Source organism: Paenibacillus sp. RU5M, from assembly GCF_900221055.1.
In the GTDB taxonomy this organism is placed as follows: Bacteria; Bacillota; Bacilli; order Paenibacillales; family Paenibacillaceae; genus Paenibacillus; species Paenibacillus marchantiae.
Window position 1 is genome coordinate 298304 of record NZ_OBQM01000008.1, and the last position, 23909, is coordinate 322212.

The 23909-nt window shown below is 46.8% G+C and carries 17 protein-coding genes; 15 read left to right on the forward strand and 2 right to left on the reverse strand.

Annotation, left to right across the window (positions count from 1 at the left end; genetic code table 11):
- Positions 1 to 309: 309 nt before the first annotated feature.
- From CRO25_RS22890 to CRO25_RS22920, 7 genes are all read left to right on the forward strand, one after another.
- The gene (locus CRO25_RS22890) at positions 310 to 2205 is read left to right on the forward strand and encodes a PrkA family serine protein kinase (protein ID WP_079696557.1); all 1896 of its coding nucleotides are present in this window, start codon (positions 310 to 312) and stop codon (positions 2203 to 2205) included.
- A gap of 245 nt (positions 2206 to 2450) precedes the next feature.
- Positions 2451 to 3455 carry a globin-coupled sensor protein gene (locus tag CRO25_RS22895; RefSeq protein ID WP_063564262.1) on the forward strand — a complete coding sequence of 335 codons (1005 nt, stop codon included), beginning with the start codon at positions 2451 to 2453 and terminating at the stop codon, positions 3453 to 3455.
- Between the two features lie 129 nt (positions 3456 to 3584).
- Positions 3585 to 4589, forward strand: coding sequence for a LacI family DNA-binding transcriptional regulator (locus tag CRO25_RS22900; protein ID WP_064639398.1), 1005 nt, complete (start codon positions 3585 to 3587; stop codon positions 4587 to 4589).
- Between the two features lie 236 nt (positions 4590 to 4825).
- A complete protein-coding gene (locus CRO25_RS22905; RefSeq protein WP_179132237.1) occupies positions 4826 to 6442 on the forward strand; it encodes a response regulator in 1617 nt (538 codons plus the stop codon).
- A gap of 12 nt (positions 6443 to 6454) precedes the next feature.
- Positions 6455 to 8224 (forward strand): sensor histidine kinase, encoded by a 1770-nt coding sequence (locus CRO25_RS22910; protein ID WP_306291825.1) that lies wholly within the window; start codon positions 6455 to 6457, stop codon positions 8222 to 8224.
- 116 nt (positions 8225 to 8340) lie between these two features.
- Entirely contained in the window at positions 8341 to 10002 is a 1662-nt protein-coding gene (locus tag CRO25_RS22915) for an ABC transporter substrate-binding protein (RefSeq protein ID WP_079696559.1), read from the forward strand.
- Positions 10003 to 10300: 298 nt separating this feature from the next.
- Positions 10301 to 12772, forward strand: a complete 2472-nt coding sequence (locus tag CRO25_RS22920; RefSeq protein ID WP_079696560.1) for a bifunctional diguanylate cyclase/phosphodiesterase — start codon at positions 10301 to 10303, stop codon at positions 12770 to 12772.
- Positions 12773 to 12837: 65 nt separating this feature from the next.
- Here the strand turns inward: CRO25_RS22920 and CRO25_RS22925 are convergent, their stop codons facing one another.
- Both CRO25_RS22925 and yhbH read right to left on the reverse strand, forming a co-directional pair.
- Positions 12838 to 14277: a SpoVR family protein gene (locus CRO25_RS22925; protein ID WP_063564267.1), complete on the reverse strand. Its 1440-nt coding sequence runs from the start codon at positions 14275 to 14277 to the stop codon at positions 12838 to 12840.
- Positions 14274 to 15440 (reverse strand): sporulation protein YhbH, encoded by a 1167-nt coding sequence (gene yhbH, locus CRO25_RS22930; protein ID WP_063564268.1) that lies wholly within the window; start codon positions 15438 to 15440, stop codon positions 14274 to 14276. The genes CRO25_RS22925 and yhbH overlap by 4 nt, the downstream gene beginning before the upstream one ends.
- 262 nt (positions 15441 to 15702) lie before the next feature.
- Here yhbH and CRO25_RS22935 point away from each other — a divergent pair, with 262 nt between their 5' ends.
- From CRO25_RS22935 to CRO25_RS22965, 8 genes are all read left to right on the forward strand, one after another.
- Positions 15703 to 17043 carry an MFS transporter gene (locus tag CRO25_RS22935; protein ID WP_079696561.1) on the forward strand — a complete coding sequence of 447 codons (1341 nt, stop codon included), beginning with the start codon at positions 15703 to 15705 and terminating at the stop codon, positions 17041 to 17043.
- A 379-nt stretch (positions 17044 to 17422) separates the two neighbouring features.
- A complete protein-coding gene (locus tag CRO25_RS22940; RefSeq protein WP_079696562.1) occupies positions 17423 to 18691 on the forward strand; it encodes a sulfotransferase in 1269 nt (422 codons plus the stop codon).
- Entirely contained in the window at positions 18688 to 20619 is a 1932-nt protein-coding gene (locus CRO25_RS22945) for an asparagine synthase-related protein (protein ID WP_079696563.1), read from the forward strand. The genes CRO25_RS22940 and CRO25_RS22945 overlap by 4 nt, the downstream gene beginning before the upstream one ends.
- A gap of 77 nt (positions 20620 to 20696) precedes the next feature.
- On the forward strand, positions 20697 to 20834 hold the full coding sequence (locus tag CRO25_RS33075) for a paeninodin family lasso peptide (protein WP_179132238.1): 138 nt from the start codon (positions 20697 to 20699) through the stop codon (positions 20832 to 20834).
- A 144-nt stretch (positions 20835 to 20978) separates the two neighbouring features.
- Positions 20979 to 21926 carry a hypothetical protein gene (locus CRO25_RS22950; RefSeq protein WP_079696564.1) on the forward strand — a complete coding sequence of 316 codons (948 nt, stop codon included), beginning with the start codon at positions 20979 to 20981 and terminating at the stop codon, positions 21924 to 21926.
- A complete protein-coding gene (locus tag CRO25_RS22955; protein ID WP_079696565.1) occupies positions 21923 to 22222 on the forward strand; it encodes a lasso peptide biosynthesis PqqD family chaperone in 300 nt (99 codons plus the stop codon). The genes CRO25_RS22950 and CRO25_RS22955 overlap by 4 nt, the downstream gene beginning before the upstream one ends.
- A gap of 4 nt (positions 22223 to 22226) precedes the next feature.
- A complete protein-coding gene (locus tag CRO25_RS22960; protein WP_079696566.1) occupies positions 22227 to 22709 on the forward strand; it encodes a lasso peptide biosynthesis B2 protein in 483 nt (160 codons plus the stop codon).
- Positions 22693 to 23889 (forward strand): nucleotidyltransferase family protein, encoded by a 1197-nt coding sequence (locus CRO25_RS22965; protein ID WP_079696567.1) that lies wholly within the window; start codon positions 22693 to 22695, stop codon positions 23887 to 23889. Before CRO25_RS22960 ends, CRO25_RS22965 begins: the two co-directional genes overlap by 17 nt.
- Positions 23890 to 23909: the final 20 nt, after the last annotated feature.

Genomic DNA, 23909 nt, shown 5'->3' on the forward strand with positions numbered 1-23909 from the left:
TTTCTGAATTTAGAACCTTCATTATATCATATCCGTTCTTTTTTTTCTGAGCGCACAAGATGTCTGATAGAACAGGGAAAGCCTCAAATTAAGACCTGCAGATCGAAAAAAAGAGGTCAACTTATCCGATTTGCCGCATAGGTATGTAATACACTTTTCACAACAATACATGATGTTTGGACAGAGGGTGGCGGGACTAATCCGGACCGCAAGATTGGTATTCAAGCACAAGCCGTAATTCTATTGATTTCTTCATACCATTCGGAATGGTTGACAATCACACTAAAGGAGCCATGGGAGGTACCAAGCATGAATATTTTTGAACGCGTTGCGGAACATCGGGCAGAGAGTGACCGTTTATCATGGAACGGGACATTTGAAGATTATATTGCACTGCTGAGAGAGGACCCGACTCCGGCAATGACGGCTCACGCACGAGTGTACCAGATGATTGAATCATTTGGCGTGGAAGAAGTTGGGGGGCACAAACGGTACAAGTTTTTTGAACAGGAGATTTTTGGGCTAGATCGGTCCATTGAAAAGCTGGTGGAAGAATATTTCCACTCGGCAGCACGCCGTCTGGATGTTCGCAAACGGATTCTGCTGCTTATGGGTCCGGTCAGCGGAGGTAAGTCAACACTGGTAACGCTGCTGAAACGTGGCCTTGAACAATTCTCCCGCACAGAGAAGGGTGCTATATACGCCATTGACGGATGCCCAATGCATGAGGAGCCCTTGCATCTGATTCCGCTGGAGCTTCGTCCCGAAGTGGAAAAGGAGATCGGTGTCCGCATTGAGGGCAATCTCTGCCCATCCTGCCAGATGCGTCTTCGGACCGAATATGGCGATGATATCAGCAAGGTGCGAGTGGAACGGGTCACCATTTCCGAGGATAACCGGGTGGGAATCGGAACATTCAGTCCATCCGATCCCAAATCCCAGGATATTGCCGATCTGACGGGAAGTATCGACTTCTCAACCATTACTGAATTCGGCTCCGAGTCCGATCCACGCGCCTATCGTTTTGACGGTGAATTGAACAAGGCCAACCGTGGATTGATGGAATTTCAGGAAATGCTGAAATGTGATGAGAAGTTTCTGTGGAACCTGTTATCACTGACGCAGGAAGGAAATTTTAAAGCAGGCCGATTTGCCTTGATCAGTGCGGATGAAATGATTGTGGCGCATACGAATGAATCCGAGTACAAATCATTTATTTCCAACAAAAAGAATGAAGCCTTGCAATCCCGGATGATCGTCATGCCAATTCCCTACAACCTGAAGGTCTCCGAGGAAGAGAAGATTTATGGCAAGCTCATTCAGCAAAGTGATATGAAGCATGTCCATATTGCACCGCATGCCCTGCGGACTGCAGCCATTTTCTCCATACTTACCCGCTTGAAAGAAACGAAGAAACAAGGCATGGATCTGGTCAAAAAAATGCGGATGTATGACGGTGAAGAAGTCGAAGGGTACAAAGAAGCTGATCTGCGTGAGATGCAAAATGAATATTTGGATGAAGGCATGTCGGGCATTGACCCGCGTTATGTCATCAACCGGATATCCAGTGCTTTGATTAAGCAAAACCTTCAGTGCATTAACGCGCTGGATATTCTCCGGGCGATCAAGGATGGTCTGGATCAGCATGCTTCGATTTCAAAAGAGGAACGTGAGCGTTATCTGAACTTTATTGCCCTGGCTCGGAAAGAATATGATGAGCTGGCGAAGAAGGAAGTGCAGAAAGCGTTTGTCTACTCGTTCGAAGAGTCGGCCAGAACGCTGTTCGAAAATTACCTCGATAATATCGAGGCATTCTGCAACTGGGCCAAAATTCGTGATCCACTGACGGATGAGGAGATGGACCCGGATGAGCGCTTGATGCGTTCGATAGAGGAGCAGATCGGTATTTCCGAAAATGCCAAAAAGGCTTTCAGGGAAGAGATATTGATCCGCATCTCGGCTTATTCCCGCAAGGAACGGAAGTTCGAATACAGCAGTCATGATCGTTTGCGTGAAGCGATTGAAAAGAAACTGTTCACTGACTTGAAGGATATTGTGAAGATTACAACTTCAACCAAGACACCAGATGCGACGCAACTGAAACGAATGAATGAAGTGATTAAACGTTTGATTGAAGAACATGGATATACCGCAGCCAGCGCGAATGAACTGCTCCGTTATGTGGGCAGCCTGTTGAATCGCTGATCTGCAACGAACCATTCCGGATCAGGCTCCTGACGCCTGCTGTGAGGCTCCTTCACAGCAGGGTCAGGGGTCTTTTTATATGGGGGAGATGTACAATTAAGACTAATAAACTGACAAAGAAGGTCAATTCCATGACAAATTAGTTCTTATGGTATATGTTAAATTAGGTCATTTAGTCTATAATCGATACAGATATTTACAATTTAATATTTTTTGTGGTTATTAAGGAGCTGACAGAACTAGTTATGAGTATTGCTATAGCAAGACAACAACAACTTGATTATATTGGATTGACCGCCGGAGATCTGCAATTGCTTGCTGATCATCGACCTGCTTTTGAGAAAGTCGTGGACGAAGTGGTGGACCACTTCTACAATCATGTGGGCAATTATCCGAATTTGGTCGATCTGATTGCCCGCTTCTCTTCCATCGATCGTTTGAAGGAGACACAAAAGCTATACTGGTTATCCATGACCGATGGTGTAGTTGATGATGCATACATTGAACAGCGCATTGCAATCGGACTAGTCCATTCCCGCATTGGTTTGTCCGAAGATTATTACTTGGGCACGTATATGGTTTATCTCGATATTGCAACAAGCATATTCCAGCAAGTCATTCCTGAACGCTGGCATGTGGTCATTCAGGCCCTTAGTAAAATGTTCAACCTCGACTCACAGCTTGTATTGGAGGCTTACGAGAAGAAGGAAAAGGAAAAATTAAATCAACTCGCTGAAGATCAGCAGCATACGTTGCTGGCGATCACGCAGATTACCCAGCAGTTGACGGGCATGATTAGTGAATTGAACGAAAATGCTCAGGCGATCTCTGATGTGGCCAGAGAAACGGCTGCCTCTCAGGATCAGGCCAATGGACTGTTGGAAGAGCTGACTAAGGAAATTCATCAGATTGGCAAAATGGGTGAGATCATTCGTGAAATATCGGATCAGAGTCATCTAGTGGGTTTGAATGCCGCCATTGAAGCTGCACATGCAGGAGAATTTGGACGGGGATTCGAGGTGGTTGCCAGTGAGGTTCGCAAGCTTGCGGCTAGTTCCCGAGAAGCTCAAGGAAAAATTCAGTCGAACCTGGCACAGATCATGAAGAAGCTGGGCAGTGTTCAACAGGAGTCAGAGCACACTGCTTCGGGAGCAAGGCGTCAGGCATCCCGTTCAGAAGAGCTTGCGGTTTTTGCTACCACTATGGAGAAACTGGCACTTGATCTCAGGAAATTAGATCAACAGGAATAGGCGGTAATACTGGCTGGAAGCTGAGATACCGTTTCTGGCTGTTTTAAGCTATAATGGGTAGACAAACCTGCCGATGTTATAGTGAATGCAGCCGGAGACAGGGGATTTGAAAGAGGTTGAGGTGATCAGGTGGCTTCTATCCATGATGTGGCCAAAGAGGCGGGCGTATCTGTTGCAACCGTTTCCAAAGTGCTGAACGATTATCCCGATGTAAGTGACAAAACTCGCAAAAAAGTCAATATAGCCATCGAACTATTGAAATATCAACCGAATGTGGTTGCACGTGGACTTGTAAAACGCCGTTCTTGGACGGTAGGTGTATTGTTGACGGTTCCTTTTACCAATCCGTTTGTATCGGAGTTGCTTGAAGGAATCAAAACAGCGCTGGAAAACAGCGGATACGATCTTGTTCGCTTATCTACACGTTTTGATGATCCGACATACTCCTTTATTAAACATTGCCGCAGCCGAAATGTGGATGGCGTTGTTGTATTCGGGGAAGGAAGAGACAACGAGAGTATTCAGGAATTGGTTACTGCTGAGATTCCGACGATGTTCGTTGATACCGACTTGTTTGGCAAGCGGGCAGGATACATAACGACGGATAATGCAAATGCCATAGCTATGAGTGTGAAGCATTTGCATGAACTGGGTCACCAGAAAATTGCCTATATTTCAGGTACACTTGGGCCTGCTGTAGCGAATCTTCGACTGGATGGATATCGGGAAGGTTTGCGAGTCTGCGGCATTCCATATTCAACGGTGTATCTGGAGGTCTGTGACTATTCTTTCGATGGTGGCAGTAAGGCAGCTCGCCGATTGCTTGCATTGAAGGACCAGCCTACGGGGATTGTCTGTGCTTCAGATATGTCTGCTTTTGGTGCGATCCACGAAATTGAGAAGCATGGTTTACGGGTGCCTGAGGATGTATCTGTTGTCGGATTTGATAACACATACTATGCGGAAGTGTTCAAACCAGGGTTGACCACGATTAATCAAAATATTCATTCCATTGGAATCAAATCCATCGAATATCTGATCGCCATGATTGAGAATCCTGCATATACTCCTCCAGTCGTTACGGAGCCATCCAATCTGGTGATTCGCCAAACGACTGCACCTGTGCAAGCGTAAAGGTCTTCGAACCAGCACAGCCTATGGGCTGTGCTTTTTTGGTATGCCATTTCTTTTTGGGAAATAACGGAGATCAGAAGTTGTTGTGCAATGCTTGCAGGAAAAGCTGTTGACTTTTTACCACACAGACCTTAACAATAAAAGGCAGAATAATACAAAATTTTATGTAATCGCTTTCTTTTTACTGATGAATATAGGGACACTGCAATTGTCATTCAAAGGGAAGGGTGATGGGCATGCATCGGGTACTGCTGGTTGATGATGAAGTATACGCACGAAAAGGACTTAGAAAACTGATCCGCTGGGAAGCATGCGGGTTCGAAGTGGCTGGAGAGGCGAATGATGGGGATGAGGCTAGTACCCGGATCGAAGAGCTACAGCCTGACGTTGTCATTACGGACATACGTATGCCGGAGACGGATGGACTGGAATTGATCCGGCGCACGGTTGAGCGTAATGAGCAGGTTCTAAATAAGTGCAAACAGCCCTATTTTATCATCGTGAGTGGATATAATGATTTTGCTTATGCCCAGCAGGCCGTGAGGTACGGGGTACAGGATTATATTTTGAAGCCAATTGATGAGATTGAACTGGAAGGGACTTTACGCAAGCTGGCGGAGGAGTTGAATCGGCGCAAGCATGCTGAACAAACCCGATGGGAGCAGGAATACGTCAGATTACTTAATCAGTTTATTTATGGCGAATCGGATTTGGAAACGGTTGAACAATGGATTGAACTGACGGGTACAAGTGCTAACGATCCGCTGGCATATCTGCTGTTTGAGAATAACACGCCACATTTCCAGGTTTCGGATACTGTTCAAGAGGAGGGGACGGGGGCCAGGAACGGAGAAAATTTTGGCCGGATTGTGCAGTCTGTTCTTGGAAAGATGTATGAAAATCGCTCATATCTGCATGTAAAAGAGCACGGCGAACGTATCGGAGTTCTGTTAACTGCGGAACATCTACGCCCTTATTCAATGAATCTACATGCGGTTGCCGGGCAAATGCAATCCTGCTTCGCCGAAATGGGTCATGACTCTGTATGCATATATATCGGGAAGGTTTGTTATGAACCTTTACTCATTGGACATGCCTATCAAACCGCACTGAAGGCGATTTCCTATAAATTTATTTCAGAGAAGAGTGGGATCGTTCTGTATGATGACATGCTGCATGAGTCTGTACAGTGGGTGCATATCGATCATGAAAAGGAGCAGGAGCTCCTGACACTTATGGAGGAACAACGGATTCAGGCGTTAGAGTATGCAATGGGTGAATGGTTCACCGATATGAGAACGGCCAATTACGCTCCTGTTGCAGTGACGTCTGCAATCCACCAACTGATCTCAGCGGTACTATCGATTCTGAAATCGGCTGAGGCGAATGTGAAAGAGATCCCTTCGTTCAAGCTAATTTTGGCATGGCAAGCAGATCGGGGAACATTGGCTGAGGCCAGACAGTTGTTGACGGTTTTCATGTTAGATTCAGCGCGGAAGCTGGCGGAACAGCGTCAGTACAATCACAGGGGTGCCATGACAAAAATCAAACATTATATTGAAGCCAACTACAGCAGCAATATTAGTTTGAGAAGTATTGCCTCCATATTTTACATGAATCCGGTCTATTTGGGTCAACGCTTCCGCAAGGTGTATGGCATGTATTTCAACGACTTCCTGCTTCAACTTCGGATGGAGGAAGCCAAGAAGCTGCTGCGTCAGACGGATATGCGAGTATATGAAATCGCCGAGAGGGTTGGGTTCGGAAGCAGTGATTATTTCGCAACTCAATTTGAGAAAACGGAATCATGCGCTCCTACGGAATATCGAAATCGCATCATGGATGAAGGGTAGGGAGATGAAAGCGTGAAGCTCAACTTTTTTAATAATATCCGCTTACGCGATAAAATGCTGATCTTATATCTCTTCTTTGTACTCGTACCCGTTATTCTAACTAATGTTATTTTCTATCAGGTGACTATAGCGAACGTAAAATCCCAGCGAATGGCCGACCTCTCCAAAGGAATGGAACAGATTCGAAGTCAATTTATGGGGGAAATTCGCAATGCGGCCGATTTTTCCTCAAGCTTTTATACGGACAGTATACTGAATGACATGCTGGATGTGAATTACACCAATCCGGTTCAGTATATCGAAGCCTACGATTCTTATCTTCGCAAAATCTTGAATACCTATTACTCCGGCTACCGCTCCCTCCAAGGTTTGACGATATATGTGGATAACAAAAGTGTACTGCCTTCCGGGGGAGTTGAGTTTCTAACCGAAGAGGTTCGACAGTCCGAGCCATACAGGCTGCTGGCAAACAGTAAACATTCCGCACCCATTCTGATGAGATCCGGTCCTGAAGGGAATCGGCAGACGTTCAGCATTTTACGCAAACTCAATTATTATGAAGCTCTGCCCGGGTGGAAGGAAAAGTTCGTACGACTGGATCTGAAGCCATCGACGATTCGCCAGATTTTCACCAACCTTAACGTACAGGGCAACCTGTATCTGATTAATCCGGCTGGACAAATAGACTACTCGACGGATTCTGGTATCCCATGGTCCAGTCAACTCGTGAATTATAGTGATGTCATGGATCAACAAAGTAAGAAAGAGTTCGAAATGGCCTATCCATTGTCCGGTGAAATGGAGGGATGGAAAATCAACGGAGTGTTCGATGAATCCGAAATTTACAAGGAATTGGGCAAACCCAGTCACCTTGTCGTTGTGCTGGCCTGTATCAATCTGATCCTGCCGACCTGGATTATTATCTGGATGACACGCACAATCCACGTGAGGCTGGCTCGAATACTGAAACACATGGAAAAAGTGAAGCATCAGCGATTTGAACCGATCAGACAGCCGGAATCGTCGGACGAGATTGGGCAGCTTACAGCCGAATTCAATCGCATGACGATGACGATCCATCGTTTGATTAACGACGTCTATGTAGCAGACATTCAACATAAAAATTTGGAGTTACAGCGGCGGCATGCCCAATTAAACGCATTGCAGAGCCAGATTAATCCGCATTTTTTGTTTAACGCGCTGGAGACCATCCGCATGCGCAGCCTCATGAAAGATGAGGATGAGACGGCACGAATTATTTATCATATGGCTAAAATTTTTCGAAATGCCCTCACCTGGAATCGGGATAAAGTCAGCATACGGGAGGAATTGGAGTATGTGACCTGTTTTCTTGAAATCCAGAAATATCGTTTCGGTCACAAGCTGGATTATACGATTGATCTGGACCCAGAGGCTGCGAATTGTTCCATTCCCAAGATGACATTGTTGCCTTTTGTTGAAAATGCCAGCATTCATGGGATCGAACCACTGAAGGAAGGCGGGGAAATTCGGCTTTGTATTCGACGAACAGGTACAGAACTGATCTGTGTGGTGGAGGATTCCGGGGCAGGTATGACAGAGGACAAACGAAATCAGCTGCTCTCTTACGTGAAAACGGAAGACGCTATGGGTGATCGCGTAGGTGTACAGAATGTCATCTATCGTCTGAAGCTGATCTACGATAGCCGGTTCCATATTCAGATCGATAGCGCTCCTAGGGCAGGCACACGTGTGGAAATTGGTTTACCCCTTGAAGATTCATCCAATCCACCAAAGCATTAAACATTCTAAGGCATAAACCTATAGTTTATCCGGTAAACAAAGTTTGTCATCAACCTTATAATGAAAGTGCTTACATTAGAGGGGGGAAAGAGGGTGCGTTCATATTGGTTAATCACATGCTGAAGCGCTGGCTGCCGGCAGTATTAGCTTTAACCATGGTGACGGCTTGTTCCTGGGGAGGAAGTGAGATTAAACCGGAAGCTGGAGCGGGGGGAGACGGCAAAGTAAGCACAGAGAAAGTGACATTCTCGTATTTTAAAGCGGGTTCAGGCAAGGACATCAATACAAATGAAACCACAATCGGCAAAAAGCTGGAGGAACAAACCGGGGTTAATTTCAAAATTGAATACCTGGTTGGTGATATTAATACCAAAATCGGAACGATGATTGCAAGCAATAAGTACCCGGATGTGATGGTCCCGGATGGGGCTATTGACAAAATCGTGGATGCGGGTGCATTTATTCCTCTCAACGATCTGATTGATCAGTATGGACCCAACATTAAACGGGTGTATGAGCCGTATTACAACCTGATGAAAGAGGAAGATGGCAACATTTATTTTCTGCCCATGAGCGCAGTAGTTGGAGACTATCTGCCTAATCCGAATGTGGATCAAGGTGCATTCTGGATACAGCGGCGTGTATTGAAGGAGGCTGGATATCCAAAGATCACCACACTGGATGAATACATGGATCTGATTAAACAATACGCTGACAAACATAAGGATGAAGGATTGACTGGATTCCTGTCGTTGACGTATGATGATAAATTTTTTACGATCACTAATCCGGCCATGCACCTTGCAGGTTATCCGAATGATGGAGCCATTATGGTGGATATGCAGACACAGGAAGCCAAGGACTATGGGCTTACGGAAGAGACCAAACGCTGGATGCAGAAGTTGAATGAAATGAATTCATTAGAGCTGTTTGATAAGTCCTCCTTTGTCGATAACTATGACCAGTATCTTGCGAAAGTGACCAGTGGGAAAGTGCTTGGATTCTTTGATTATGCCTGGCAGGTAGGGCAGGAAATGAACAATCTGAAGGAAGCCGGTAATGAAGATTTGCGTTATATGGCACTGCCGATTGTGTACGACGCAAACACCAAGGATCAGTATACTGATCCGCCGAGCTTTGTTAATAACCGGGGGATTGGCATTACTGTAAGTGCAGAAGATCCGGTCCGTATCATCCAATTCTTCGATAACCTATTAACGGATGAGAATCAGATTCTGTCCAACTGGGGGATCGAAGGAGAAACCTACGAAGTGGATGTCAAGGGGCGGTTTACGCGCTCTGCGGAAATGATCCGGAAAACAGATTCAGATGAGTTCCGTCAATCGTTCGGATTCAAATATTTTGAGTACAGCTGGCCGCGTTACGGTAATGGATCGACTCTGCCTGACGGTAATTCTGTCGGTGTAGAACGACAACCCGAAGTTGCCCAATTCTCCTATACGGATGGAGATAAGCTCATTCTGGAGAAGTATGGCGTGGAGACGTTCTCTCAACTGTTCGCTGCGCCGGATGAACGTCCATGGTACCCGGCTTGGAGCATTGCTTTTGATCAAGGTTCCCCAGCCCATATCTATGGACAGAAACGTACAGATTTGCAAAAGAAATATGTGCCCAAACTAGTCCTCTCCAGTCCGGCTGACTTTGACAAGGTCTGGGATGAATATGTGAAGGAATTCAACAAGCTCGATGTGAAGGGCTATGAACAGACGATGACCGAAGAAGTTCGCAAGAAGGCAAAACTGGTCCAAGGTGAATAAGGTGGTGAGGAAAGGATGGCATGGAGGGATAAACGGCTGCAAGGCGCGTGGTGGATGGGAATTCGCAATATTAAACATTCGTTTTATCTGGAAAAAAGTGTTGATTTTCACGTCTGGGACGTTTAGACTATATACATCAATATTAACGGGTTAGAGATGTATGACTTTGGCTTTATAATAAGTCGGTGGTCTCCAGACAAATGATGTGGAGGGAGTGCCTGTCATCCAGACAGCGCACTCGCTTTTTTTTACATTTTGCATACATACAAGGCATTTCCCGGTTGAAAGGACAAAGTGAGTGGAGCACCTACATGGAACGTACAACTTAGAACTGGTTATTTTATCTTACATTATTGCAGCGTTGGCTTCTTATGCAGCGCTTGACCTTGCGGGCCGAGTAAGTCTGGCTAAGGGCATGTCCCGAAATGTCTGGCTTACCTGCGGCGCAGTCTCTATGGGTTTGGGAATTTGGTCCATGCATTTTGTGGGCATGCTGGCTTTTGTTCTTCCCATGCATGTGTCGTATTCCACAGGTGAGGTCTTTCTATCCGTTCTGCTTGCAATCATTGCATCTGGTGTTGCGTTAATTATTGCAGGTCAGCAGTCAGGTAAAATAAGCAAGCTCCTGATCGCAGGGGTGCTCATGACCGCAGGCATTAGCAGCATGCATTATATCGGAATGGCTGCCATGTCGGTTACCATCACATATGAACCAGGGATAGTGTTGTTATCCATCCTGATCGCAGCTTTAGCTTCATTTGCTGCCTTGTGGCTCATGTTTTTCTTCCGGCAGCATCAGTCACGTTATACATGGGTGTACAAGATGGGCAGCGGACTCATTATGGGGCTGGGCATCTCGGGAATGCATTATACAGGGATGTCAGCTGCACAATTTCATCATGCACATGATGCAATGGCTGGTTCGGGGATGCAGATTGAAACTTCACTTCTCGCATATCTGATCGCTGCGGGTACTTTTATTGCATTGGGGTTAACCTTGTTCGGCATCTTCATTAATCAGCGTCTGTCTCAGAAGGATCGCCGGATTCATGAAAATGAACAGTGGTATCAAGCCCTGTACGAAAACCATTCAGATGCCATTATTTCGGTGGATAAGCAAGGGGCTATCAAGGGGATTAATGCTGCAGTCACACGAATTACTGGGTACCAAGAAAGAGAGATTATTCATCATTCTATTGATGAGATTTCAAAGCATGTTGATATTCATTGGGCAAGTGAAATGCATCATGTGGAATGGGATGATGATAGCCGTGAGCAGCAGCATTTCATGGGCAAAATGAAAAATGTTCAGGGAAATCTTCTTGATCTAAGTATCGCTGTAGTGCCTGTACTGATTGATGGTAAACATCAGGGAAGCCACATCCTGATTAAAGACGTCACCGAGGAGAAACAGGCTCAGGAAAGCATCCGCCATCAGGCTCTGCATGATCCGCTGACCGGGCTTCCTAATCGACGCAAGCTGGATGATGTGCTGGAGAGCACGATCGCGACTTCGGGGGCAGCAGGAAGTTCATTTGCGGTTATGGTGATGGATATCGATCGTTTCAAAATGATTAATGACTCTCTGGGACATTCCATTGGAGATGTGTTTCTTCGAGAAGTGAGCAGCAGAATTATGAGTGCAATCCAAGATTCAGACCCGAACGCGACGGATAATGTCATGCTTGCTCGTATGGGGGGCGATGAATTCACACTGGTTGTTACCAATGAGCAGGGGAATGATGAACGGGTGGCCGAACTGGCCGAACGGATTGTTCGAGCGATTCAGCTACCTTATCGATTAAAGGAAAATGACTTTTACGTTACAGCCAGCATCGGGATCGCAATGTATCCGTATCATGGAACAGGAGCGGATGCGTTGTTGAAGCATGCAGACTCTGCCATGTATGAAGTCAAGAAAAACGGCAAGAACGGTTTTCAGTTTTACACGGCCCAACTGGATTCGGAGCTGTATGAACGAATTGAACTGGAAGGGTATTTGCGCAAAGCACTGGAACGAGATGAGCTGGTCTTGTATTATCAACCCCAGATACGTACAGAAGACAGCCGTATGATCGGCGTGGAGGCTTTGATTCGCTGGAATCATCCAGACAAGGGTATTCTGTCTCCGAATGTGTTCATTCCACTAGCTGAGGAGACAGGCCTGATCTATGAGATCGGGAACTGGACATTGCGCGAAGCGTGCAGACAGATGAAACTTTGGCATGCCAGTGGCGGTCCACTCATTCCGGTATCCGTTAACTTGTCTAGTCAGCAGTTTCATCAATCCAACCTAGTGGAGCAGGTCAAAAATGCACTCACGGAGACGGGCCTCGATGCCCGCTATCTTGAATTGGAAATTACAGAGAGCATGATGATGGATGCATCCGTATCCACAGGTATTCTGAATGAACTTACAGCGCTTGGAGTCAAAATCAGCCTGGATGATTTCGGGACAGGATATAGCTCGCTGAGTTATTTGAAGCATTTTCCAATTCATAAGTTAAAGATTGACCGTTCGTTCGTGACGGATATTACGGAGAGCCGAAGTGACCAGGCGATTGTGGCCACGATCATATCAATGGCTCAGAATCTGAAGATGGAAGTGATCGCGGAAGGGATCGAGACGAAAGGACAGCTGGATATTCTGATGCAAAATGATTGCCGCGAAATTCAGGGATATTATTTCAGCCGTCCATTGCCGGCAAGCGAAGTGGAGCATGACTTTTTTGTGCCGCTGCGGCTGCATGGAACTCCATCGATTCTCTAAGTTCACTGAAATGCCAAGCGGCAAGTCCCCGCCATATGCCAGGGACTTGCCGCTTTTTTGTGTTCTTATGATAAAAACTTGCGGTGGTGCTTCTTGCCATCATATGTGAACCAGATCGGTTTATCTTCCACCCGTGTTTCCACATGGACGGTACGCCCCCAAAGCCGGTACAGATAAGGCAGGGTCCGTTCCATATATTTCAGATCCAGCTCGATGCCCTCGTATTGATGCTTGAGCACGAGTTCTCCTGTGCGCAGGTAATCGGCGTCCTGAACGACGAGATACGGAGAACCACCGTTGATGCGTGAAAATACAAGCTGATCCCGTATGTTTTGCCAGGACTTGTCGGTAATTTTCCAGTCCGGGCCCTTTTTCTCAAATACATAGAGGTCGAGGTCTTCGGTTAATTGCTTGGTCATGTAGTTGCGGATAAATGAGGTATCGGAATCGAATTCGCGTACCTCAAACATTTTGGCACGACCCTGCCCTGGTTGACGCCCAAAACGTTCTCTTTCTTCGCGGGACGGGTTATCCCAGCGACGTTCAATATCTTCGAATATTTTCAGCCCTAAATAGTAGGGATTCAAACTTTGCTTGGATGGCTGCACGACGGAAGAGTTCAGTTTGGCAAATTCAATCGTATCCTCACTGTTCAGGTCCAGCTCCCGTATAATACGTTGATGCCAGTAGGAGGCCCAGCCTTCATTCATAATTTTCGTTTCCATCTGCGGCCAGAAATAGAGCATTTCCTCACGCATCATACTCATAATATCCCGCTGCCAATCGGTCAACACTTCGGAAAATTCCTGGATAAACCACATGACATCCTTTTCCGGTTCTGGTGGGAAGTGATGCACTTGTATTCCCTCCGCAGGTGTTTCCTCGGGCTGGGTATCATCAAGGGACCACAAGTCATCATAGCGACCTTCCGGCTTTGGCGTTTTCTCCCCACGCTGCTCCCGCATTTTCATCTCCATATAACGTTGTTTGTCCAAATGGCGGGGTTTGATCAACTGTGGATCAACATGTTCCTGAATCGCAATAACGGCATCGATGAACGCTTCAACAGCCTCTGTACCATATTCCATCTCATAGTTGCTGATCCGATCAGCCGTCGCGGCCATGCTCTCCACCATATTACGATTCGACTTGGAGAAGCGAGCATTGTTTTTGAAAAAATCGCAGTGAGCCAGCACGTGTGCGACAATCAGCTTGTTCTGGATCAGCGAGTTGCCATCCAGCAGGAAGGCGTAACAAGGGTTGGAATTGATTACGAGCTCATAAATTTTACTGAGTCCAAAATCATATTGCATCTTCATTTTATGAAAAGTCTTCCCGAAGCTCCAGTGACTGAACCGGGTCGGCATACCATACGCTCCAAAGGTATAGATGATATCGGCAGGGCATATTTCATAACGCATCGGATAATAATCCAGGCCGAATCCATCGGCAATCTCCATAATCTCGGCAATGGCGTATTCAAGGTCGCGGATTTCATCTGTCATCTTACGCTGCCTCCTTCCCGTTTCTGGAAAAAGCTGCGCAAAGCTTTGTACACTTCGCCTTTTTCTTTGATCACATAATACATGAACTGGTCGATCTTGATATGACGATAGGCGGACATTAGTGTACTGCTGCGGTTGTACTGGTTCACCTCGCCATATCCAAACATGTTGCTGCGCTTCATCAATTCACCAATCAGTTTGACACACCGCTCATTATCCGAGGTCAGGTTATCTCCGTCCGAGAAGTGGAAAGGGTAGATGTTGTAGCTGGAAGGCGGATAACGACTATCAATAATTTCCAGTGCCTTCATATATACAGAGGAGCAAATGGTGCCTCCACTTTCGCCGCGGGTGAAAAATTCTTCCTCGGTAACTTCCTTGGCTTCGGTATGATGGGCGAGGAAAACAATCTCGACCTTCTCATACTGACGGCGGAGGAAACGGGTCATCCAGAAGAAAAAGCTGCGTGCGCAATATTTCTCAAAGGAGCCCATAGACCCGGAAGTGTCCATCATGGCGATAATGACTGCATTGGACTGTGGAATAATTTTGTCTTCCCACGTCTTGTAACGCAGATCATCCGGACTGATATGGTGAATACCCGGTTTGCCGGTAGTGGCGTTGCGGCGCAAGTTCTCCAATATGGTGCGTTTCTTGTCAATATTGGACTGCATGCCTTTTTTGCGAATATCGTTGAATACCACTGTATGTGTCTCAATCTGATCCTTGTCTTTTTGCTTCAGATCCGGAAGCTCCAGTTCCGCAAAAAGCATATCTTCCAATTCCTCGATACTCACCTCGGCTTCAACAATGTCATGCCCGGGCTGATCTCCGGCCTTTTCACCTTTGCCTGGTTTCTTCGAAGCGGGATCACGACCAATGACATCCCCGACCTGACTGTCACCGTCTCCCTGCCCCACATGTTTTTGCTTTTGGTAGTTATACACAAAACGGTACTCATCCAGACTGCGGATTGGTACCTTGATGATTTGTTGTCCATCGGACATAATGATGTTTTCTTCAGTAATCAAATCAGGCAGATTCTGCTTGATGACATCTTTAACCTTTTGCTGATGGCGTTGCTGGTCCTGGTACCCTTTGCGGTGAAGCGACCAATCTTCCCGGGATACGACGAACGAGTAAGGCTGGTGTGAATTTGACATGTAGGCACCCCCCATTGATTACGCGGCACAGTTTGGCCTGTCGGTAATTAAGTATATTCACGGGCGGGGACGATATGTGATGCGTGAGTAGATAAAATGATACAATTACGCAAGTTTGCCTTCCTGGATCAACTAAAATTGTACCGATCGTCCGGAACTTTTTTACAGAAACGATGAACAAGTGTGACGAACTTCCTTTACAATAGGGACAAGGTGTTTACTTGGCATCCCTCAGAGGATGTGTGCAAAGGAAGGATCCCATTTGAATAAACGGGCAGTTAAGGCATGGATTATGTATGATTGGGCCAACTCGGCCTATGCGACGACGGTACTTGCAGCCGTTCTTCCCGTCTTCTACGCTTCCGTGGCTGCAGCTACACTGGATACAGATACTGCAGCATCATATCTGGCATACACCCATTCCATCGGCATGTTATGTGTAGCGCTGTTAACCCCTTTGCTGGGGACATTAGCGGATTTATCGGGGCGCAAAGGTGATTTTCTGCGAGTATTCTCCATCATTGGTATCGTTGCAACGCTCGGATTCAGCTTCATTGGGGAGGGAGACTGGCTGCTCGCTTCTGCACTGCTGGTCATTTCGACAATCGGTTTTGCGGGTGGTAACACGTTCTATGATGCGATGCTGCCTGATCTGGTATCAGCGGACCGAAGAGATATGGTCTCCTCTAAAGGCTATGCTTATGGTTATATTGGTGGAGGATTGTTGCTTGCGATCAATATGCTCATGATTCAGCAGCCTGGGTGGTTTGGGATGGCGAGCACACTTGCGGGAACAAGACTTGCTTTTATCTCCGTAGCGTTGTGGTGGTTGGTATTTTCCATTCCGTTATTCCGCCATGCACCACGCCGTCCTGCAGCACCGGACATGCCCAAGTCATGGAAAGCATATGCCGGTGTGGGCGTGCGCAGACTTGGCCAAACTTTTCGCCAGATCCGGCGTTTTCCGCAGCTGATGCGCATGCTGGTTGCTTTCTGGTTTTTCAATGATGGCATTAACACGATTATCCTGATGGCAACGATTTATGGAACAAGCATTGGGATCGGGACAGCAGATCTGATGCTTGCTTTGTTACTGACCCAGTTTATCGGATTTCCTTGTACATTGCTGCTGGGGGCATGGGCACAGCGTTGGGGCGCGAAGCAGGTGTTGATGGTAAGCTTGTCCATTTACATATGCATCGTTATCTTAGGATATTTCATGACATCATCCATCCATTTTTATCTGCTCGCTGGGCTGGTTGGCGTAGTGCAGGGCGTAAGTCAATCGACAGCGCGTTCTTTGTTTAGCAATTTGATGCCTGCTGGCAGAACTGGAGAGTATTTTGGATTTGTGAATATTACAGGCAAATTTTCTTCCATTTTTGGGCCGTTTGTATTTGGTTGGGTAGGCCAATTAACAGGGTCAACCCGTTGGGGGATTCTGTCTCTAATTTTCTTTTTTGCTGTGGGGATTGCAGTGCTAGTGACTGTGAAAGTGCAGCAGGGGATGTCGGATGCGATTCAGGCGGATCAGGAAGAAGGGCAGGGATGGATGCATCATCCCATTTCGGGGAAAAGCTCAGAGGCAAGATCGACTGGATGAGTGGTTATTAACGTTTTATAGAATGTTCATCATTAATAATAGTAGCTCCGTGGGCCTGTTTATTCGTAAACTGCTTTGGAGCTTTTTCATGTTTATGCAACAGTTATAGATGTTGAGGGTCATAGAATAAGTATAAGTGCTTAAACGACAGAGAACAGAATAGAGTGGATAGAAAGATATTATGAAAAGGTGAAAATAAAAGATTGACATGATACATTTTGTATCATAGAGTAAAAGTATGAATACATATCGTATCTAAAAATTGTCGAAAGTACATCATCCATATTACCTATTCCCAAGTAGGATTATTAGCGGATTTTGATATAAAGAGCTATACCAACTGCATGCTTATTTTAATTTTACAGAGGAGAGGCTGCCATTGGTAGATGTTCATGGTAACGGACTTGTCTTACTACTATGTGTACCTCGCAGTGGAAGTTCGCTATCCACCGTGATGCTGCAAAATCACAGCCGTGTATTTGCCACACAGGAGATGTGGTTTCTGATGAATCTTGTAGATTTGCAGAAGGCTGATTCTCGCCCCTATGGTGGAAGTGCAATCATCCGTCAATTTTACAGTGCTATGGTATCAGACGAAGGTTTTGAGAAGGCGTGCAGAAGCTTTGCTCTTGAAATCTATAACGGATTTCTGGAGGGGAGTGGGGCAGACTTCATCGTAGATAAATCTCCTCGTTACTATTATATGCTGGAATGGCTTGATCGCCTGTTTCCACAGTCCAAGCGCATTCATCTCCAGCGTAACCCCCTTGCCATAGCTGCTTCCTACAAAAAGGTAAACCGCCATACAGGAGAAGGATTCGAACTGATTCGCAGCTTGCAGAGTCCGAACCTTAATATGAAAGCAATTGATCTCACACTGGGTATGCTCCGTTTAAATGATTATTTTGCGGACAAACACACGAATGCCTATGAAGTTCAGTACGAACAACTTGTCTCCAACCCTCGGGACGAAATGGAAAAGTTATGCGGTTTTCTTGGCATCGGATATGAAGAGGGAATAGAGCAATATGGACGCTTTGTGGACAGTACAAAGTCCAATATGTTCTATAGTATGGGTGTCGGTGATCCGTTTCTATCTTCGCATCAGGAAGCTCATAAAGATTCTGTTAACAACTGGAAAAAAATACTCGATCCACAGGAAGTTGAATTCTATTGCCGGGTGATAGGCGCAGATCTATTCCATCGGATGGGCTACAGTGAACAGCTCGAAGAAGCCGAGCAATGGACGGGTGTACGTTACGAAGCTGGCCCGGATGAGGAAGTCATATCCAAGCTAACGCGTCAATTCTCAGAAGCAACGGGCAGCAGCTGGCAGCAAGGTTACCGGATGCAGCCTGTAGACCTAGCGAGCAACACTCCAGATGGAAACAAGGATAATCAGGCAGCGAATGAACCCGATGCAATTGACCCGACACTGGCCGCATTGGCAACGATCAGGCAGTTGGAAGCCGCATTACGTGCAGCCGATAATCGGCTGGAGCGAGGGTACAGTGAGCGGGAACGATTGAAGGTACAGCTTGCCTCTGCTCACAGTAAGATTCAGCGTATCAAATCCTTGATTCCGTTTGGTAACCAGATAAGCGCCTGGGCTTCACAGCGCAAGATACTCCGGGGAGGAAAGTCATGAGCGCTATAGCAGGAATTGTTCACACCGATGGTCAGCAAGCGTTGTGGGAGGACAGTTGGCGCCTATATGCCAGTCTAGGCCACGTTCCAGCGGATACAACGGGGGTCTGGAAAGGAAATGAAGCTTTTCTGAGCTGCCACGCCCAGTGGATTACGCCGGAGTCGGTCAGCGAGCAATTGCCTTTATATGATGAAGTGAGCGGTCTGACTATCACGTCGGATGCCATTTTGGATAATCGGGAGCAATTGGCAGACCAACTGTCCATATCAAGAGCGGAGTTAGCAGGATTGTCGGATAGTGAACTGATCCTGCGAGCCTATCTGCGGTGGGATGAACATATGGCAGAGAAACTGCTTGGCGATTTCGCCTTCGCAATCTGGGATGATCGCAAGCGCAGACTCTTCGCTGCCAGAGATATTACGGGCATGAGATCCTTTTATTTTCGGCATGATGGTGAGCGGTTTGCCTTCTGTACCTTAATGAATCCGTTGCTGCAATTGGAAGGTGTACATAAAGAACTGGATGAGATCTGGTTGTCCGAATTTCTTGCCATTCCCGACATGCATGACTCAGCAGATATCCATTCTACCGTCTATCGCGGAGTGAGCCAGCTGCCCCCTGCCCATACGCTTAGCTTCAGGGATGGAAGGCTGGAACAGAAACAATATCATCGCTGGGACGAAGTGGAGACTCTACGGCTCAAGTCCGATGGGGAATATGTAGAAGCATTCCGCGAGGTATTTGGTCAAGCTGTTGGATCGCGTTTGCGAACGCATCGACAGGTGGCTGCTGCTTTAAGCGGAGGGCTGGATTCCGGAGCTGTGGTTGGATTTGCCTCAGGAACACTGCGGAGACAGGGAAAAACGTTAAATGCGTATAGCTATGTTCCGGTGCCTGACTTCACGGATTATACATCGAAAACACTGTTAGCAGATGAACGACCGTTTATCCAGTCTACGGTTAATCATGTGGGTAATATCACAGAGAATTATCTTGATTTTGAGGGAAGAAGCCCACTTAGTGAAGTGGACACCTGGCTTGATATTATGGAAATGCCTTATAAATACTTTGAGAATTCCTTCTGGATTCGTGGTTTTTATGAAAAAGCGAGCCAGCAGGATGCAGGCATTCTACTGACTGGAGCCCGGGGTAACTTCACGGTCTCCTGGGGCCCAGCACTAGATTATTACGCCAGTTTGCTAAAAAGCGGACGCTGGTTCCGGTGGCTACGGGAAATGCAGCAGTACAGTGAACGAACCGGGATGAAGTTCTCACGAATTGCCAAAATTACGGGCCGTAAAGCTTATCCGGAATTGTTTAAATCCATGTCAAAGGGAGCTGCCCAAGCCGCATCGGTGCAATTAATCCATCCGGAGTTTGCTAGAAGAACAGGCGTATTGGATCGGCTCAAATCAATTATCGTTCTGCAAGGTGGTGCGCAGGCAGATGCGCTCAAAGTACGGGCAGAGAAATTCAACAACCTGGCCATTGCGAACAAAAATGGTGCTGTCGCCACCAAATGCTCCCTTCGTTATCGGGCGTGGGAGCGTGATCCTACGAGTGACGCCAGAGTGATTCGTTTCTGTCTGTCTGTACCGATTGAACAATATGTTAATCAAGGAACGGACCGTGCTTTGATTCGGAGGGCTACATCGCCTGAGCTGCCTGACAAAGTGAGGTTAAACCAGCGAGTGCGCGGTGTTCAGCCCGCGGATTGGTTGCACCGCATGATTCCCAATTGGGGTGATTTTACTGCCGAATTGCGTGCGTTATGTTCTGACAGCCGGGTCGCTGGCATATTGAACACAGAGCGAATCAAGTCCGCACTTGCGAATTTTCCAAACCCTCGGCCGGAGCTCGCTTCCCACCCCGACTTGCGGTTGATGATGCATAGCCTGATCGTGTATCGATTCATCCGAAAGTTCTGATGTAGCTAGTGGGCGTAGCGATATGAACCGGGTTACAGGTTCATTAATCAGTTGACTCACGAGAGGAGGTGAACACGATGCAAATGGAAAAAAAGGAATGGCAAGCACCAGCACTGGAAGTATTGGAAGTGAACCAAACGATGGCGGGAATTGGTTACAGACAGATCGACTGGATTACTGTCCACGATGCTGATCTCTACGATCCAACTTCCTAAGTTGTTTAGTTTTAACATGTGCCATCATACTTAGAAGGGCGGAAAGGGCAATATTCCAACTTTTCGCCTCCGCCCTTATATTGAGCAATGCGAATATAAGGGCTTTTTTACTTACAAGCAGAATTGCGAAGGAGGAGTCATTCATTGTTGCCTGTGCAGTATGAAGCGTATGGCTTGCGTTGGTTGAGCCAATTCCCAATGCCTGAACTCCAAATCGTACAGAACGATACAGATTCTCTAACTGCCCATACGGATGTACACATTGAAATAGCTGATTTGGCAGCACAGTGGGAAGCGTGGGATGTGGGGAGCGATAACTTTGTATCCCGAAATGGCAGTCTTTTTTTTCGGATCGAGGATACGGGTCTGTTTCTTATGGAACAAGGACGCCGCATCGTGGTATCCCCTCAAACGGGAGCTGATGACAAAAAGGTTAGGTTATTTGTGCTGGGCACATGTATGGCCGTCATTATGATGCAGCGCGGCATTCTTCCGCTGCACGGAAGTGCGGTGGTCATTGATGGTTGGGCTTATGCATTTGTTGGACACTCGGGTGCAGGCAAATCCACTTTATCAGCTGCACTTGCCTCACGCGGCTTTCCACTCTTAACGGATGATGTCGTGGCACTGACATGGGATGCAGGAGGAAGAGCAATCGTATCACCGGGTTATCCGCAGCAAAAGTTATGGCAGCCCAGTCTAGACGGATTCGGCATGAAGGAACAGGATTACGCAACGGTTCATGCGGAGATTACGAAATACGCGATACCGGTTCAGCACTATTTTCATGATAGACCTGTTCCGCTTGCCGCTGTTTTTGAACTTGATCCGAAGCCGGAAGAGATTCTGAAACCCGTACAACTGAAGGAAGTTGCCGGATTGGAACGCCTTCACATGCTGTGCTCTCATACATTTCGTAGTGGACTTGTTTCCAGGCAGGGTCTGGCACAATGGCTGTTCGAGACGGTTTCACGGCTGTCCGCCGGTATTGAAGTTTTCAAAATCACGAGGTCAGGCTCTGATTTTACGGCATTTGAGATGGCTGACCGAATTACAGAATATGCACGCAAAGGAGTGTATACGGGACAATGACAGCAACGAAGCCAATAAATGGGGAAGACCGTGTGTTGCGGAAGGAAGGCAATCTTGTCAGTGACATGGGCGGGGAAAAAGTCATGATGAGCATCCATAACGGAAAGTACTATAATCTGGGCAGCACGGGTGGACGAATCTGGGATCTGATCAGTGAAGAACGAACATTGACCGAATTGGTTGAAGTGTTAGCCTCAGAATATGAGATTGAACTAGACCTATGTCGTGAGCAGGTTATTCAATTTCTAGAGCATCTGACGCATGAAGGATTAATTAACGTTACCCGCGGAGAGTAGAGCCATGTTGCGAAAAATAAAAGCATATCGTTCATTGCCGCGTGAAATTCGTGGATTGGTATGGGAAGCCTATGTTCACCTTGGATGGGCACGAATATTAAAGGCGATGCCTTTTGCCAAGATTGCTCCTGGCCTCGGTACACCGATGTACGAAACGCCGATGACGGGACTCAACCGAAGCAATGTGACGACAATACGAAATATTTCTAAAGCTATACTTATTGCCAGCAGGTATACATTATGGGAGAGCCGTTGCCTTGTCATGGCAATTGCAGCGATGAAGATGCTGGAACGCCGTAAAGTGGAGAGTACTCTATATATGGGTACTGCACGGAATAAACAAGGCCAAATGATGGCTCATGCATGGCTGAGAAGTGGGAAACTGATTGTGACCGGAGCAGATACAATGGACCAATATACGGTTGTCGGCGTGTTTGGCAAGCGGTGTCCTGAGAAGGGAGCTGGGGAGATTGTCTACGATACATGAGTGGGAACAATATACAGCGGATTTTCCGCAGGAGCTTAAGCTGATTTTGAGCATGATTAAAGGCGATCTAACAGCAATAACCCCTGAGGACGCCCAAATACGGATGAAGGACATGGACTGGCAGCTCTTTTTGCAGCTCGCCCATCATCATCGACTGTACTCTGTTCTCTATCTGAACATAAAAGAGTTGGATTCAGCGCTTATTCCCGCTTTTGTAGTGGAAAACCTGAAGCAGCAATATACAGTCAATACGTTCCGCATGTTACATCTGACCGCCGAAATGGAGCAGGTGTGTGGTGCTTTTCGTGAACGAGGCATTCGGAATATTACGCTCAAAGGGCCCGCGCTGGCACATGATTTATACGGAGATATTTCATTGCGGACCTCTAAAGATCTGGACATTCTCATTCCCTTTGATGATGTGGAGTCTGCGGAAGAGATCCTTGAATCGCTTGGTTATGAATCAAAGGAAGGCAAGAGAACACCAACTGTTGCCAGCTGGAAATGGCGGGAACATCATATCTGTTACAAACACCCGGTCAAAAGAACCCAAGTCGAGATCCATTGGCGTCTTAATCCGGATTCCGGAAGAGAAACCGATTTTGAATTACTGTGGAAACGCAGCCGATTCAGCACCTATACCCAGACGCCTGTCCGTATGCTGGAAAGGGAGGATCTGTGGACATATTTGGTGACGCACGGCGCAAGACACGGGTGGTTCAGAATGCGCTGGTTACTGGATATCGACCAGATGATTCGCAATATGCCACTGGATGTCAAAAAAGTGGAGCGACGCCTGAAAGCAGAAGGCAGATTATCTATCGGTTCACAAGCTCTTCATCTGGCTTCGGTATTAATGGACACCCCTTTGGATGCCAATTATCTTGCTTTGTTGTCTGCTCACGAACGTGCGGGAGAGAAATTAGCCAGACGCGGCGTAGTGTTCATAAATGAGATGATTGAGAGCCCGGCAGATGTAAAGAGTTATCGTTCCTATCTATTCGCACTGCGAAGCACAAGGCAGAAGCTGTTTTTCTTTATCGAACGTTTGTATCCGAGTACCTGGGATGTAGACCAACTACCACTTCCGCGTTCACTGCATTTTTTGTATTTTCCGTTACGTCCGTTTCTCTGGTTCTGGCGGCGAATCAAAAGGAACACGATGACGGAGAGGGGATAACGTATGATTTCGGAATTACA

Excerpts from the sequence above, each read along its gene's own strand:
- CRO25_RS22905 (WP_179132237.1), top strand. The coding sequence starts at position 4,826 with ATGCATCGGGTACTGCTGGTTGATGATGAAGTATACGCACGAAAAGGA.
- CRO25_RS33075 (WP_179132238.1), top strand. The coding sequence starts at position 20,697 with ATGCAAATGGAAAAAAAGGAATGGCAAGCACCAGCACTGGAAGTATTG.
- CRO25_RS22890 (WP_079696557.1), top strand. The coding sequence starts at position 310 with ATGAATATTTTTGAACGCGTTGCGGAACATCGGGCAGAGAGTGACCGT.
- CRO25_RS22945 (WP_079696563.1), top strand. The coding sequence starts at position 18,688 with ATGAGCGCTATAGCAGGAATTGTTCACACCGATGGTCAGCAAGCGTTG.
- yhbH (WP_063564268.1), bottom strand. The coding sequence starts at position 15,440 with ATGTCAAATTCACACCAGCCTTACTCGTTCGTCGTATCCCGGGAAGAT.
- CRO25_RS22895 (WP_063564262.1), top strand. The coding sequence starts at position 2,451 with ATGAGTATTGCTATAGCAAGACAACAACAACTTGATTATATTGGATTG.
- CRO25_RS22915 (WP_079696559.1), top strand. The coding sequence starts at position 8,341 with ATGCTGAAGCGCTGGCTGCCGGCAGTATTAGCTTTAACCATGGTGACG.
- CRO25_RS22960 (WP_079696566.1), top strand. The coding sequence starts at position 22,227 with ATGTTGCGAAAAATAAAAGCATATCGTTCATTGCCGCGTGAAATTCGT.
- CRO25_RS22925 (WP_063564267.1), bottom strand. The coding sequence starts at position 14,277 with ATGACAGATGAAATCCGCGACCTTGAATACGCCATTGCCGAGATTATG.
- CRO25_RS22955 (WP_079696565.1), top strand. The coding sequence starts at position 21,923 with ATGACAGCAACGAAGCCAATAAATGGGGAAGACCGTGTGTTGCGGAAG.